Below are 12,913 nucleotides of genomic sequence, written 5' to 3'. Positions count from 1 at the left end.
GCCGGCTACTGCCCCCGGGCCGGCATGTGCCGGTACCACAGGCCGTAGGCCCAGCAGGCGGCGCAGAACGACAGCGCCCACTCGAGGGTCGAGAACACGATCAGCGCCCCGACCGGCACTTTCCAGTAGACGCTTGCCGTGGCGTAGAGCACCAGCGCCACGGTCGCGGCCACGGCCAGGATCTTGGCCGCGAACATCTTCGGGCCCGAGTTCTCGAGACGGCCCTGCCAGCCGCGGGCGGTGAAGAGGTGCCGCCACAGGCGGTGCGACGGGCACTTCGCATGGCCGAGGAAGCCCTTGATCACGCCCTGGGCGGCGGGGATCAGCATCAACCACGCCGACACCCACAGGGACAACACGCAGACGACGGTGACGACGAACGCCTCCCAGCGGATGACGTTGGCGGGGACTTGAGGCAGGTCGAAGCGAAGCATGAGGTCCTTCCTGGTCGGGGCGATTACTTGATCACTTGGCGGGTTCCACCCACTTGCCCTCGAATGCGGTGCACAGCGACTGTAGCGACTCGCGCGACTCCTTGTAGTCGGGGCCGCCGTAGTAGACGATGTCCGCCTTGCCGCCGGACATCGGCGGCTGCACGCCGGTGCAGCGCGCCACGATGGACGCGGTGACGGCCTGGCCACCGTCGCGCACGCGGGCGGTGGTCGGGCAGGTGGCGCCCTTGCGCACCTGGTCCGACGCGACCGTGGGCTTGCAGAAGCCCTGCTCCGGCTTGGGCGTCGTGATGCGCTCGGTGCACTGGTTGCCGCGCACGACGGCCTGCCCGCGCAGGTCCCACTCTGCCCAGCAGGCCTGGGCCAAGGCCTGCGACGACAGGAACGCAAGGACGACGAAGGTGATCTTTCGCATGGTGCTCTCCCTGGGTGGATGGGTGGCGCGGTGCAGCGGGTCGGTGCCCTTCAGTCCACGCTCGGGATCGGCTTGACCGGCCCCCGGAAGCTTTCCTTCAGCGGCCTGCCTGCCAGCGGCGGGAACACGATCTTCTCGGCAGGCACCGCGGTGTCGGGCAGGTGGTCCAGCAGGTGGCGGATCAGCGTCAGGCGGCCGCGGCGCTGGTCGTTGAAGTCCACCAGCGTCCACGGTGCGTGGCGCGTGTGCGTGGCCTGCAGCATGGTCTCGCGCGCCTTGGTATAGGCGGCGTACTTCTCGCGCGCCTTCAGGTCGATGGGCGAGAGCTTCCACTGCTTCATCGGGTCGGCCAGGCGCTCGGCGAAGCGCTCCTCCTGGCGGGCCTGGTCCACCGTGAGCCAGTACTTGAACAGCAGCACGCCGTCGTCCACGAGCAGCTTCTCGAACTGCGGTGCCTGCTTCAGGAACGCGGCCGTCTGCTCCGGCGTGCAGAAACCCATCACCGGCTCGACGCCGGCGCGGTTGTACCAGCTGCGGTCGAACAGCACGATCTCGCCGGCCGCGGGCAGGTGCGGCACGTAGCGCTGGAAGTACCACTGCGTGCGCTCGCGGTCGCTCGGCTTGGCCAGCGCCACCACGTGGCACTGGCGCGGGTTGAGCGTGTCCGACACGGCGGCGATGACGCCGCCCTTGCCCGCGGTGTCGCGGCCCTCGATCACCACCACGAGGCGCCGGCCCGTGGCCTGCAGCCAGCGCGCCATGCGGTTGAGTTCCAGCTGCAACGGGGCGAGCTTCTCCAGGTACTCGCCCTTGCCCATGCGGGCGTCGGCGCCCGCCTTGGCCTTGGCGGCCCTGCCGTCCGCCTTGCCCTCGTCCTTGCCCTCGTTCTTGCGCTTGCCGGCCATCGTCTACTCCTTGTGGGGTCGTGATCCGCGTCGCTGCAGCGCCTTGAGCGCCTCGCGCACCGTCAGCGGTGCCAGTTGCGAAGCGTACTCGCGGCAGAAGGCGCGCACCTCGTCCGGGGCGTCGTAGGACCGCTCGCGCAGCGCCCAGCCGATGCCCTTGCGGATGAAGAACTCGCCCGCCACCGGGCTGGTGCCGACGGACGGCAGGATCGTCTCGTACAGCAGCCGCGCGTCGAACAGCGCCGGCTTCAGGTTGCGCTGCGCCAGGATGGCGGCGCGGCGCAGCCAGAGGTCGCTGCCCTGCGCCCAGCGCCGCAGCGTGGCATGCACGGTGGCAGGGTCGCGCTCGATCAGGCGCGGCAGCAGGTTCCCCGACAGGTCGTCCACGAGGTCCCACCATGCGCCTTCGGTGATGAGCCGCTGCGCCAGCGGCAGCAGAGACAGGTCCACCAGCTTCGGGTGCCCGCGGCCGGTGCGCGGCAGTTCCACCGCGGCGTAGCGCTGCTCGCGGTGCGTGGCGCCCTGCCATAGCGCGAGCATGTCGCGCGCCAGCGCGGCGGCGTCGGCGGCAGGGTGCGCCTGCACGGCGTCGGCCGTGAGGCGGCGGCGCAGCGGCGTGGGGATGCCGTGGAAGGGCATCGCGGACTTCATGTAGGCCTGCATCGGCGCGTCGCGCGCGGCGTCCGCATGCGCGGCGAAGCGGTCGCGGATCGCGAGCACCAGGGGCGACGGGTCGGCCATGGGGCGCATTCTGCGCGGCAGCGCGTGTCGGGCCGACCCCCAGAAAGCAAAAGGCCGCACCGGCTGCCCGGTACGGCCTTGCAACGAAAGCGCGCTGCGGCTACTTCTTGCGCAGCTTCTGGATCGCGGCAAGCTGGGCCGCCATGGTGGCGAACTCGCTCTGCGCGGCGGCGAAGTCGATGTCGCTCTTGGCGTTCTTCATCGCTTCCTCGGCCAGCTTCTTGGCCTCGCTGGCCTTGGCCTCGTCGAGGTCGTGGCCGCGGATGGCGGTGTCGGCCAGCACGGTCACGCAGTGGGGCTGCACTTCCAGGATGCCGCCGGCGACAAAGACGAACTCCTCCTGGCCGTTGTCGGCACGCTCGATGCGCACGGCACCCGGGCGGATGCGCGTGATCAGCGGTGTGTGGCGCGGATAGATGCCGAGCTCGCCCACCTCGCCCGGCAGCGCGACGAACTTCGCCTCGCCCGAGAAGATGCTCTCTTCGGCGGAGACGACGTCGACGTGAATGGTGCTCATCGTGGTTCCTCGTGGACTCTCTGTGCGTCTTGCCCGGCAACCGCCGCGGATCCGGCTCCGCCGGTCCGCCAGCGGTGCCCCCCCCGGGGGGGAGCGCCGCAGGCGCAACGGGGGGGGTCCGTTACTGGATCTTCTTGGCCTTCTCGAACGCCTGGTCGATCGTGCCGGTCATGTAGAACGCCTGCTCGGGCAGGTGGTCGCACTCGCCGTTGACGATCATCTTGAAGCCGCGGATGGTCTCCTTCAGCGGCACGTACACGCCGGGCGAGCCGGTGAACACCTCGGCCACGTGGAACGGCTGGCTCAGGAAGCGCTGGATCTTGCGCGCGCGGGCCACGGCCAGCTTGTCCTCGGGCGACAGCTCGTCCATGCCCAGGATCGCGATGATGTCGCGCAGTTCCTTGTAGCGCTGCAGGGTGGCCTGCACGGCGCGGGTGGTGGAGTAGTGCTCCTCGCCCACGACGTTGGGGTCGACCTGGCGGCTGGTGGAGTCCAGCGGGTCCACGGCGGGGTAGATGCCCAGCGCGGCGATGTCGCGCGACAGCACCACGGTGGCGTCCAGGTGGGCGAAGGTGGTGGCGGGCGACGGGTCGGTCAGGTCGTCCGCGGGCACGTACACGGCCTGGATCGACGTGATCGAGCCGACCTTCGTGGAGGTGATGCGCTCCTGCAGGCGGCCCATTTCCTCGGCCAGCGTCGGCTGGTAGCCCACGGCGGAAGGCATGCGGCCCAGCAGCGCGGACACTTCCGTGCCGGCCAGCGTGTAGCGGTAGATGTTGTCCACGAAGAACAGCACGTCGCGGCCTTCGTCGCGGAACGACTCGGCGATGGTCAGGCCGGTGAGCGCCACGCGCAGGCGGTTGCCCGGGGGCTCGTTCATCTGGCCGTACACCATCGACACCTTGGACTCGCCCAGGTTGTCGAGCTTCACGACGCCCGACTCGGCCATCTCGTGATAGAAGTCGTTGCCCTCGCGGGTGCGCTCGCCCACGCCGGCGAACACCGACAGGCCCGAGTGCGCCTTGGCGATGTTGTTGATGAGCTCCATCATGTTCACGGTCTTGCCGACGCCGGCGCCGCCGAACAGGCCCACCTTGCCGCCCTTGGCGAACGGGCAGATCAGGTCGATCACCTTGATGCCGGTCTCGAGCAGTTCGGTCGACGGGCTCAGCTCGTCATAGGTGGGCGCCTTGCGGTGGATCGACGCGGTCTGCGTCTGGTCCACGGGGCCGCGCTCGTCGATCGGCGTGCCCAGCACGTCCATGATGCGGCCCAGCGTGGCCTTGCCCACCGGCACCGTGATCGGGTTGCCGGTGTTGCGCACGACGATCCCGCGGCGCAGGCCGTCGGACGAGCCGAGGGCGATGGTGCGGACCACGCCGTCGCCGAGCTGCTGCTGCACCTCGAGGGTCAGCGCGGAGCCGTCGAGCTTGAGCGCGTCATAGATGCGGGGCATCTGGTCGCGCGGGAACTCGACGTCCACGACGGCGCCGATGCACTGAACGATCTTGCCTTGAGACATGGTGTGCTTCCTTTGATCCGTATTCTTCAGACGGCCGCAGCGCCGCTGACGATCTCACTCAGTTCCTTGGTGATCGCCGCCTGCCGCGTCTTGTTGTAGATGAGCTTGAGCTCGGCAATCAGGTTGCCCGCGTTGTCGGTGGCCGCCTTCATCGCCACCATGCGCGCGCTCTGCTCGCTGGCCATGTTCTCGGCCACGCCCTGGTACACCAGCGCTTCGAGGTAGCGCTTGAGCAACTCGTCGATGACGCTGGCCGCGTCGGGCTCGTACAGGTAGTCCCAGCCGTAGGCCTTCTTCTCGTCGGCCGACTGCGACAGGCGGTCGGCGCCCAGCGGCAGCAGGGCCTCGATCTGGGGCTCCTGCTTCATGGTGTTCAGGAACTTGGTGTAGCACAGGTACACCGCGTCCAGCTTGCCCTCGACGAAGGCGTCGAGCATCACCTTCACCGGGCCGATGAGCTTGTCGAGCTGGGGGGCGTCGCCGAGCTGCACCGCGTGGCTGACCACGTTGGCGCCGATGCGGTTGAGGAAGCCGAAGCCCTTGTTGCCGATGGCCACCGTCTGCACGGTCTGGCCGGCAGCCTGGGCTTCCTTCATGCGCGTGGTCAGGGCCCGCAGCATGTTGGTGTTGAGGCCGCCGCACAGACCCTTGTCGGTGGTCACCACGATGAAGCCCACCGCGCGCGCCTTGTTGTCGGTGCGCATGTAGGGCGACTGGTACTCCGGGTTGGCCTGCGACAGGTTGGCCGCGATGTTGCGCACCTTGTCGCTGTACGGGCGGGCCTGGCGCATGCGCTCCTGCGCCTTGCGCATCTTCGACGCCGCCACCATCTCCATCGCCTTGGTGATCTTCTTGGTGTTCTCCACCGACTTGATCTTGGCGCGGATTTCCTTGCCGACTGCCATGGCAGTTGCTCCTGGTCAGTCGCTTAGGCGAAGCTCTTCTGGAACGCCGCGATGGCGGCGGTGAGTTCGGCCTCGGCGTCGATGCAGGTCTTCTTGAAGGCCTTCTTCTCGTCGCTATCCGAATCCTTCGCGGGCTTGTTGTCCCACTTGGCGCCGTGCTTCTCGATCGTCGCCAGCAGGGCCGCGTGGCTCGACTTCAGGTGCTGGTGCAGGCCGTGCTCGAAGGCCAGCGCCTTCTTCACGTCCACGCCGTCCAGGTAGCCCTTGTTCACGGCGAACAGCGTCGCGCCCATCAGGCTGATCGGCAGCGGCGAGTACTGGGCCTGCTTGAGCAGCTCGGTCACGCGGGCACCGCGGTCGAGCTGCTTGCGGGTGGCCGCGTCGAGGTCGGACGCGAACTGCGCGAAGGCGGCCAGCTCGCGGTACTGCGCCAGGTCGGTACGGATACCGCCGGACAGGCCCTTGATCCAGTTGGTCTGGGCCGCGCCACCGACGCGCGACACCGAGATGCCGGCGTTGATGGCGGGGCGGATGCCGGCGTTGAACAGCGAGGTCTCCAGGAAGATCTGGCCGTCGGTGATCGAGATCACGTTGGTCGGCACGAACGCGGACACGTCGCCGGCCTGCGTCTCGATGACGGGCAGCGCGGTCAGCGAACCGGTCTTGCCCTTGACCTCGCCCTTGGTGAAGGCCTCGACGTAGTCGGCGTTCACGCGCGCGGCGCGCTCGAGCAGGCGGCTGTGGAGATAGAACACGTCGCCGGGGAAGGCTTCGCGGCCCGGCGGGCGGCGCAGCAGCAGCGACACCTGGCGGTAGGCGACGGCCTGCTTGGACAGGTCGTCATAGATGATCAGCGCGTCCTGGCCGCGGTCGCGGAAGTACTCGCCCATCGTGCAGCCCGAGTAGGCCGACACGTACTGCATGGCGGCCGACTCGGAGGCCGACGCGGCCACGACGATGGTGTATTCCATCGCACCGGCCTGCTCCAGCGCGCGCACGACGTTCTTGATCGACGAAGCCTTCTGGCCGATCGCGACGTACACGCAGGTCATGTTCTGACCCTTCTGGTTGATGATCGTGTCCACCGCGACGGCAGTCTTGCCGGTCTGGCGGTCGCCGATGATCAGCTCGCGCTGGCCGCGGCCCACGGGCACCATGGAGTCGATCGACTTCAGGCCGGTCTGCACCGGCTGGCTCACCGACTGGCGCGCGATCACGCCCGGGGCCACCTTCTCGATCACGTCCGTCATCTTGGCGTTGATCGGGCCCTTGCCGTCGATCGGCTGGCCGAGCGCGTTGACGACGCGGCCGATCAGCTCGGGGCCGACCGGCACTTCCAGGATGCGGCCCGTGCACTTGACGGTGTCGCCTTCGGAGATGTGCTCGTACTCGCCCAGGATCACCGCGCCGACCGAGTCGCGCTCGAGGTTCAGCGCCAGGCCGTACGACGGCTGGCCGTCCTTGCCGGCCGGGAATTCGAGCATCTCGCCCTGCATCGCGTCCGACAGGCCGTGCACGCGGCAGATGCCGTCGGTGACCGACACCACCGTGCCCTGGTTCTTGATGTTGGTCGAGCCCTGAAGGCCCTCGATCCGGCTCTTGATGAGTTCGGAAATTTCAGCGGGATTGAGTTGCATCGTTTTCTCCTGGCGTCGCTCAGGCAGTGAGCGCCGTCTTCATTTGTTCGAGCCGGGCACGGACCGAGGTGTCGAGCACTTCGTCTCCGACCACCACGCGGATGCCGCCGATCAGCTCGGGCTTCACGACGACCTGGGCCTTGAGCTTGCGTTCGAAGCGCTTCTCGAGCGTGGCCACCACGTCGCCGAGCGCCGAGGCGTCGATCGGGTAGGCACTCTCGATCACCGCGTCGGACACGCCGGAGCGGGCATTGACCAGGGCCTGGAACTGCTGCGCGATCTCCGGCAGCGCGGCCAGGCGGCCGTTGTCGAGCACCGCGCCGAGGAAGGCCTGCACCTTGGGCGACAGCGGCGACTTGATCGCGCCGCCCATCACCGACAGCACCTGCTGCGAGCTCACCTTCGGGTTGTCGGCGAACTGGCGCAGCTGCGGGTCGGCCGCCACGGCCGCCAGCGCATTGACCTGCTCGGCCTCGGCAGCGCCCCCGCCGGCCTTGAACAGGGCCTCGGCGTAGGGGCGCGCGATGGTGGCGAGTTCGGCCATGGTCAGAGTTCCGACTTCAGGCGACCCAGCAGGTCGGCATGCACGGACGCGTTGACTTCCTTGCGCAGGATCTGCTCGGCACCCTTGACCGCCAGCGCCGCGACCTGGTCGCGCAGCGCCTCGCGGGCCTTGACGGCCTCCTGGGCGGCCTCGGCCTTGGCGGCGGCAATGATCTTGGCGCCCTCGTCGTTGGCACGGCCCTTGGCCTCCTCGACGATCTGCTGCGCCAGGCGCTCGGCGTCGGCCAGGCGCTTGGCAGCGTCGTCGCGGGCGGCGGAGAGCTGCTGCTCGACGCGCGTGTTCGCGGCGGCCAGGTCGGCCTTGGCCTTGTCGGCGGCGGACAGGCCGTCGGCGATCTTGCGCGCGCGCTCGTCGAGCGCGGCGGTGATCGGCGGCCAGACGAATTTCATCGTGAACCAGACCAGGATCGCGAAGACGATCATCTGGACGATGAGGGTGGCGTTGATGCTCACGTTCTTGCCTCGGAAATGTCGGTGACCAAGCGGGCGTCGCGGAACCGGCTCAGCCGGGCCGCCGACGCCGCCCCCTCGAGGGGGAGCGGCGCAGCCGCTCCGGGGGTGGGCCTGATTACTTCGGCAGGTTGACGATCTGGGCCAGGAACGGGTTGGCCGTGGCGAACCACAGCGCGATACCGGCGCCGATGATGAAGGCCGCGTCGATCAGGCCGGCCAGCAGGAACATCTTGGTCTGCAGTTCGCCCATCAGCTCGGGCTGGCGGGCCGCCGATTCGAGGTACTTGCTGCCCATGATGCCGATGCCGATGCAGGCACCCAGCGCGCCCAGGCCGATGATCAGGCCGGCGGCGATGGCAACAAAGCTGATGACTTCCATGATGACTCCTAAGGTCGTTTGGTTTGTGGAGAGGAAAAAGCGGGAACTGCGGTGAGGATCAGTGCGCGTCGTGCGCCTGGCCGACGTACACCAGCGTCAGCATCATGAAGACGAAGGCCTGAAGCGTGATGATCAGGATGTGGAAGATGGCCCACACGCTGCCGGCGATGACGTGGCCGATGGCCAGGCCGATGCCGGTGGCCGACAGCGACCAGGCGCCGCCCATCAGCGCGATCAGCATGAAGATCAGTTCGCCGGCGTACATGTTGCCGAACAGCCGCATGCCGTGCGACACGGTCTTGGCGACGAACTCGATGATCTGCATCGCGAAGTTGACGATGCCCAGCACCACGGCGAACAGCGGGTTCTTGCTGGTGCCGAAGGGCGCGCTGACCAGCTCGTGCGCCCAGCCGCCCATGCCCTTGATCTTGACGTTGTAGACGAGGCACACCACCAGCACGGACAGCGACAGGCCCATCGTGACCGACAGGTCGGCAGTCGGCACCACGCGCATGTAGTCCTTCTCGGTGAAGGCCTTGTGCAGGCCATGCTCCCAGATGTAGGGAATCAGGTCGACCGGCAGCAGGTCCATCGCGTTCATCAGGAAGATCCAGACGAACACCGTGAGCGCCAGCGGCGCGACGAGCTTGCGGCTCTGGGCGTTGTGGACGATGCCCTTGGCCTGGCTGTCCACCATCTCGACCAGCAGCTCCACCGCGGCCTGGAAGCTGCCCGGCACGCCCGAGGTGGCCTTGCTGGCCGCGCGCCACAGGAAGAAGCAGCCCACCACGCCGAGCAGCACGGCCCAGAAGATGGAGTCGTAGTTGTAGACGGAGAAGTCGACGACCGCCTTCTGCTTGTGGTTCTGCAGGTGGGTCAGGTGGTGAATGATGTATTCACCGGCGGTGGGAGCGTGACCTTCGGCTGCCATGGCTTGTTAGTGACCCGTCGTCGTTCTTCGTTTTCACACCCGGCGGCGCCATGCGAGCGCCACCCAGTACACCTTGATGCACACCACCAGGCCCACCAGCAGCGCCGGCCAGCTCAGCGGTTGCACGATGCGCGCCGCCAGGATCAGCAGCACGACCGAAACCCCGATCTTCACCCCCTCCCACAACATGAAGCTGACGGCACTGCCGAGCGGCGACATGCTGGAAAGCGGGCTGGTCATGCCGCGAGCCATCAAGGCCCCCGGCACCACCACCACGCCGGCGCCGTAAAGCGCCGACCAAAACACTTCCATGCGGCCGGTGACGGCACCCGCGACGAGCGCCACCACCAACCCGACCGCGGCCTGAACCGCGATCACCCGCCACGGGGACACCGTGTGCAGGTCCTTTGCCTTGAGCGCCAGCGCTTCTTCCCGCGTCCAGCGCCGAAACGGCGGCCTCGCGTCGGCGCCGTGTTCCTCGTCGTCCCAGGGGTCGGACCGTGAAGTCCGGTCTGGAGTCGTCGTGCCCACGGATGCGTCCAGCAAAGCCGCGGGATTATACGAAGAAACCCGTGCCCGCCCTTCTTGACCCCGGACAAGAGGGGGAGGATCCGTTTTCGTGACGGGCTGACACCGCCGGGCACCGCGGCGGCGCGCCGGAACTCCCGTCTTGCACTACGCTCCCACGCGTGATGCCCGTCCGCCCTGCCCGTCTCGCTGCCCTGCATGACTCCGCCGCCCGGGTCGCGTCCGCGCTGGCCCTGTGCCTGGCCGCGGCCGTGGCGCTGGCCCCGTCGACGGCGCGGGCCCAGGGCGCGGTGGTCAAGACCTCCGAAGTGCGCGCCGAACTGGTGGCCCACGCCCCCGACGGCGTGGCCGCGGGCAAGCCGGTATGGCTGGGCCTGCTGATCGATCACCAGCCGCACTGGCATACCTACTGGAAGAACCCCGGCGACTCCGGCCTGCCGACCACGATGACGTGGCAGCTCGGCGGCGGCGCCACGGCCGGCGACATTGCCTGGCCCACGCCGACGCGGCTGCCGGTCGGGCCGCTGGTGAACTACGGCTACGAGGGCCGCGTGCTGCTGCCGGTGCCGGTGGCGGTGCCGGCGTCGTTCCAGGGCGAGGCGCTGGACGTGAAGCTGTCGGCCCAGTGGCTGGTGTGCAAGGACGTGTGCATCCCCCAGCAGGGCGACTTCGCGCTGCGGCTGCCGGCACGGTCGAGCACCGCGGGCCAGGCCGCCGCCTTCGAGGCCGCCTGGGCCGCGCAGCCGAAGGACGCCGCGTCGGCGCAGGCGGGCGCCGAACTGGTCGACGACGCGCGCACGCTGCGCGTGGCGGTCGCCGGCCTGCCGCCAGCGCTGGTGGGCAAGGACCTCGTCTTCTTCGCCGAGGTGGCCGGCGTGATCGACCATGCGGCCAAGGTGGCCGGCCGCTGGGACGGCGCCACCTGGCGCGCCGACGTGCCGGTGTCGCCGCAGCGCTTCGAGAGCCCGGCACGCCTTGCCGCGGTGCTCGCCGCGCCGGGCGTGGCCGCGGGCACGCGGGTGGACCTGGCCATCGCCGGCACCTGGCCGGCCATGGCACCGCTGCCCACGCCGGCCCTGCAGACCGAAGCCCCGGCGGCGCCAGTGACACCCGCCTCGTCGGCCTCGCCGCTCGGCCTCGGCCTGGCGCTGCTGTTCGCCTTCGGTGGCGGCCTGCTGCTCAACCTGATGCCCTGCGTGTTCCCGATCCTGTCGCTCAAGGTGCTGGGCTTCGCCGGCCATGCGCACAGCCGGCGCGCGCTGGTGGGCGGCGGGCTGGCCTACAGCGCGGGCGTGGTGCTGTCGTTCGTGGCGCTGGCCGGGCTGCTGATCGCGCTGCGCAGCGGCGGCGAGCAGATCGGCTGGGGCTTCCAGCTGCAGTCGCCCGGCTTCGTGGCCGCGCTGGCGGTGCTGTTCACGGTGATCGCGCTCAACCTCGCGGGCCTGTTCGAGTTCGGCAGCGTGCTGCCGGGTCAGGCCGCGGCGCTGCGGCTGCGTCATCCGCTGGCCGACAGCTTCCTCACGGGTGTGCTGGCGGTGGCGGTGGCCTCGCCCTGCACCGCGCCGTTCATGGGCGCGGCGCTCGGACTGGCGTTCACGCTGCCGGCGGCGCAGGCGCTGCTCGTGTTCGCCGTGCTCGGCGCCGGCATGGCGCTGCCCTATCTGGCGATGAGCGCATGGCCCGGGCTGGCCCGCGCGATGCCGCGGCCCGGCGCCTGGATGGCCACCTTCAAGACCGTGATGGCGTTCCCGATGCTGGCCACCGTGGTGTGGCTGGTGTGGGTGCTGGGCCAGCAGACCGGCATCGACGGTGCCACGGCGCTGCTCGCGGTGCTGCTGGCGCTGGCCTTCGCGCTGTGGGCCTGGGGCCGCGTGGACAGCGCGCGCGGCGTGCGCTGGGCCTGGAGCGCGGCGGGCGTGGCGCTGCTCGGGCTGTCGCTGTCGTGGGCCCTGCCCGCGTGGCGCGAGGCGCAGGCCGCGCCCGCGCCGGGCGCCGCCGCCGACGCGCCGTGGCAGCCCTGGAGCGCCGAGCGCGTGGCCGCGCTGCACGCCGAGGGCCGCACGGTGCTGGTGGACTTCACCGCCGCCTGGTGCGTGACCTGCCAGGTCAACAAGCGCAGCACGCTCGGCGACGCACGCCTGCTGGCCGAGATGCAGCAGCGCAAGGTGGCGCTGCTGCGCGCCGACTGGACGCGGCGCGACGCCGCCATCAGCGGCGAGCTGGCACGCCTGGGGCGCAACGGCGTGCCGGTGTATGCGATCTACCGGCCGGGCGCGGCCCAGCCCCAGCTGCTGCCCGAACTGCTCACCGTCCAGACCGTCCTCGACGCTTTTGCCAAGGAGTCCGCACCATGATGAAGTCGATCCTGTGTGCCGCGGCCGTGGCCGCCCTGCCCGCGCTGGCCGCGGCCAATGCCGTGGTGGGCCAGCCCGCCCCCGCCTTCACCGTCACCGACACGGCCGGCAAGCCGGTCTCGCTGGCCGACTTCAAGGGCCGCACCGTGGTGCTGGAATGGGTGAACCCCGGCTGTCCCTACGTGCGCAAGCACTACGACAGCGCCAACATGCAGGCCACCCAGAAGGGCGCGGCCGACAAGGGCGCGGTGTGGCTGGCGGTGAACTCCACGCACCCGGGCCACTACGACTACCGCAAGCCGGCCGACCTGGCGGCGTGGATGCAGTCGCAGAAGGCCGCCGCCACGCACACGCTGATGGACGCCGACGGCAAGGTGGGCCGCGCCTACGGCGCGCGCACCACGCCGCACATGTACATCGTCGACGCCAGAGGCACGCTGGTGTATGCCGGCGGCATCGACGACAAGCCGACGTCCAACCCCGCCGACACGAAGACGGCGCGCAACCACGTCAGCGCCGCGCTGGCCGACATCGCGGCCGGCCGCCCGGTGGCCCAGGCCGCGACGCGGCCCTACGGTTGCTCGATCAAGTACGCCGACGGTTGAGGACG

Annotated in this window: 15 protein-coding genes; 2 read left to right on the top strand and 13 right to left on the bottom strand. The window is 69.6% G+C overall.

Annotated elements, in window-relative coordinates; all coding sequences use genetic code 11:
* Positions 1–5: 5 nt before the first annotated feature.
* From AC2EAQ_RS10480 to AC2EAQ_RS10420, 13 genes are all read right to left on the bottom strand, one after another.
* A complete protein-coding gene (locus tag AC2EAQ_RS10480) occupies positions 6–434 on the bottom strand; it encodes a DUF4395 family protein (RefSeq protein WP_484643133.1) in 429 nt (142 codons plus the stop codon).
* Between the two features lie 31 nt (positions 435–465).
* A complete protein-coding gene (locus tag AC2EAQ_RS10475) occupies positions 466–867 on the bottom strand; it encodes a hypothetical protein (protein WP_484643131.1) in 402 nt (133 codons plus the stop codon).
* A 50-nt stretch (positions 868–917) separates the two neighbouring features.
* Positions 918–1,772, bottom strand: a complete 855-nt coding sequence (gene ppk2, locus AC2EAQ_RS10470; protein WP_484643127.1) for a polyphosphate kinase 2 — start codon at positions 1,770–1,772, stop codon at positions 918–920.
* Between the two features lie 3 nt (positions 1,773–1,775).
* Positions 1,776–2,513, bottom strand: coding sequence for a DNA alkylation repair protein (locus tag AC2EAQ_RS10465; protein ID WP_484643122.1), 738 nt, complete (start codon positions 2,511–2,513; stop codon positions 1,776–1,778).
* A gap of 100 nt (positions 2,514–2,613) precedes the next feature.
* Positions 2,614–3,030, bottom strand: coding sequence for a F0F1 ATP synthase subunit epsilon (locus AC2EAQ_RS10460; protein ID WP_484643117.1), 417 nt, complete (start codon positions 3,028–3,030; stop codon positions 2,614–2,616).
* A 121-nt stretch (positions 3,031–3,151) separates the two neighbouring features.
* Positions 3,152–4,552 carry a F0F1 ATP synthase subunit beta gene (gene atpD / locus AC2EAQ_RS10455; protein ID WP_484643115.1) on the bottom strand — a complete coding sequence of 467 codons (1,401 nt, stop codon included), beginning with the start codon at positions 4,550–4,552 and terminating at the stop codon, positions 3,152–3,154.
* 26 nt (positions 4,553–4,578) lie between these two features.
* Positions 4,579–5,457 (bottom strand): F0F1 ATP synthase subunit gamma, encoded by an 879-nt coding sequence (gene atpG / locus AC2EAQ_RS10450; protein ID WP_484643113.1) that lies wholly within the window; start codon positions 5,455–5,457, stop codon positions 4,579–4,581.
* Between the two features lie 23 nt (positions 5,458–5,480).
* On the bottom strand, positions 5,481–7,094 hold the full coding sequence (gene atpA / locus AC2EAQ_RS10445) for a F0F1 ATP synthase subunit alpha (protein ID WP_484643111.1): 1,614 nt from the start codon (positions 7,092–7,094) through the stop codon (positions 5,481–5,483).
* 19 nt (positions 7,095–7,113) lie between these two features.
* Entirely contained in the window at positions 7,114–7,638 is a 525-nt protein-coding gene (locus AC2EAQ_RS10440) for a F0F1 ATP synthase subunit delta (protein ID WP_484643109.1), read from the bottom strand.
* Between the two features lie 2 nt (positions 7,639–7,640).
* Positions 7,641–8,111, bottom strand: a complete 471-nt coding sequence (locus AC2EAQ_RS10435) for a F0F1 ATP synthase subunit B (protein WP_484643107.1) — start codon at positions 8,109–8,111, stop codon at positions 7,641–7,643.
* Between the two features lie 115 nt (positions 8,112–8,226).
* Positions 8,227–8,490 (bottom strand): F0F1 ATP synthase subunit C, encoded by a 264-nt coding sequence (gene atpE / locus AC2EAQ_RS10430; RefSeq protein ID WP_484643104.1) that lies wholly within the window; start codon positions 8,488–8,490, stop codon positions 8,227–8,229.
* A gap of 58 nt (positions 8,491–8,548) precedes the next feature.
* Positions 8,549–9,421 (bottom strand): F0F1 ATP synthase subunit A, encoded by an 873-nt coding sequence (gene atpB / locus AC2EAQ_RS10425; protein ID WP_484643102.1) that lies wholly within the window; start codon positions 9,419–9,421, stop codon positions 8,549–8,551.
* Positions 9,422–9,454: 33 nt separating this feature from the next.
* Positions 9,455–9,967 (bottom strand): ATP synthase subunit I, encoded by a 513-nt coding sequence (locus AC2EAQ_RS10420; protein WP_484643100.1) that lies wholly within the window; start codon positions 9,965–9,967, stop codon positions 9,455–9,457.
* Positions 9,968–10,113: 146 nt separating this feature from the next.
* On the opposite strand from AC2EAQ_RS10420, the gene AC2EAQ_RS10415 reads away from it, so the two are divergent.
* Entirely contained in the window at positions 10,114–12,303 is a 2,190-nt protein-coding gene (locus AC2EAQ_RS10415) for a protein-disulfide reductase DsbD family protein (RefSeq protein WP_484643097.1), read from the top strand.
* Entirely contained in the window at positions 12,300–12,908 is a 609-nt protein-coding gene (locus tag AC2EAQ_RS10410) for a thioredoxin family protein (protein ID WP_484643093.1), read from the top strand. Before AC2EAQ_RS10415 ends, AC2EAQ_RS10410 begins: the two co-directional genes overlap by 4 nt.
* Positions 12,909–12,913: the final 5 nt, after the last annotated feature.

It is taken from the genome of Aquabacterium sp. T101, assembly GCF_057219775.1.
The sequence above is the reverse complement of the archived record's forward strand: the minus strand, read 5'-3'. Positions and strand labels throughout refer to the sequence as shown.

Coding starts and splice junctions, on each gene's coding strand:
- atpB (WP_484643102.1), bottom strand. CDS start 9,421: ATGGCAGCCGAAGGTCACGCTCCCACCGCCGGTGAATACATCATTCAC.
- AC2EAQ_RS10480 (WP_484643133.1), bottom strand. CDS start 434: ATGCTTCGCTTCGACCTGCCTCAAGTCCCCGCCAACGTCATCCGCTGG.
- atpA (WP_484643111.1), bottom strand. CDS start 7,094: ATGCAACTCAATCCCGCTGAAATTTCCGAACTCATCAAGAGCCGGATC.
- AC2EAQ_RS10440 (WP_484643109.1), bottom strand. CDS start 7,638: ATGGCCGAACTCGCCACCATCGCGCGCCCCTACGCCGAGGCCCTGTTC.
- AC2EAQ_RS10415 (WP_484643097.1), top strand. CDS start 10,114: ATGCCCGTCCGCCCTGCCCGTCTCGCTGCCCTGCATGACTCCGCCGCC.
- AC2EAQ_RS10465 (WP_484643122.1), bottom strand. CDS start 2,513: ATGGCCGACCCGTCGCCCCTGGTGCTCGCGATCCGCGACCGCTTCGCC.
- atpG (WP_484643113.1), bottom strand. CDS start 5,457: ATGGCAGTCGGCAAGGAAATCCGCGCCAAGATCAAGTCGGTGGAGAAC.
- atpD (WP_484643115.1), bottom strand. CDS start 4,552: ATGTCTCAAGGCAAGATCGTTCAGTGCATCGGCGCCGTCGTGGACGTC.
- ppk2 (WP_484643127.1), bottom strand. CDS start 1,772: ATGGCCGGCAAGCGCAAGAACGAGGGCAAGGACGAGGGCAAGGCGGAC.
- atpE (WP_484643104.1), bottom strand. CDS start 8,490: ATGGAAGTCATCAGCTTTGTTGCCATCGCCGCCGGCCTGATCATCGGC.
- AC2EAQ_RS10460 (WP_484643117.1), bottom strand. CDS start 3,030: ATGAGCACCATTCACGTCGACGTCGTCTCCGCCGAAGAGAGCATCTTC.
- AC2EAQ_RS10410 (WP_484643093.1), top strand. CDS start 12,300: ATGATGAAGTCGATCCTGTGTGCCGCGGCCGTGGCCGCCCTGCCCGCG.
- AC2EAQ_RS10475 (WP_484643131.1), bottom strand. CDS start 867: ATGCGAAAGATCACCTTCGTCGTCCTTGCGTTCCTGTCGTCGCAGGCC.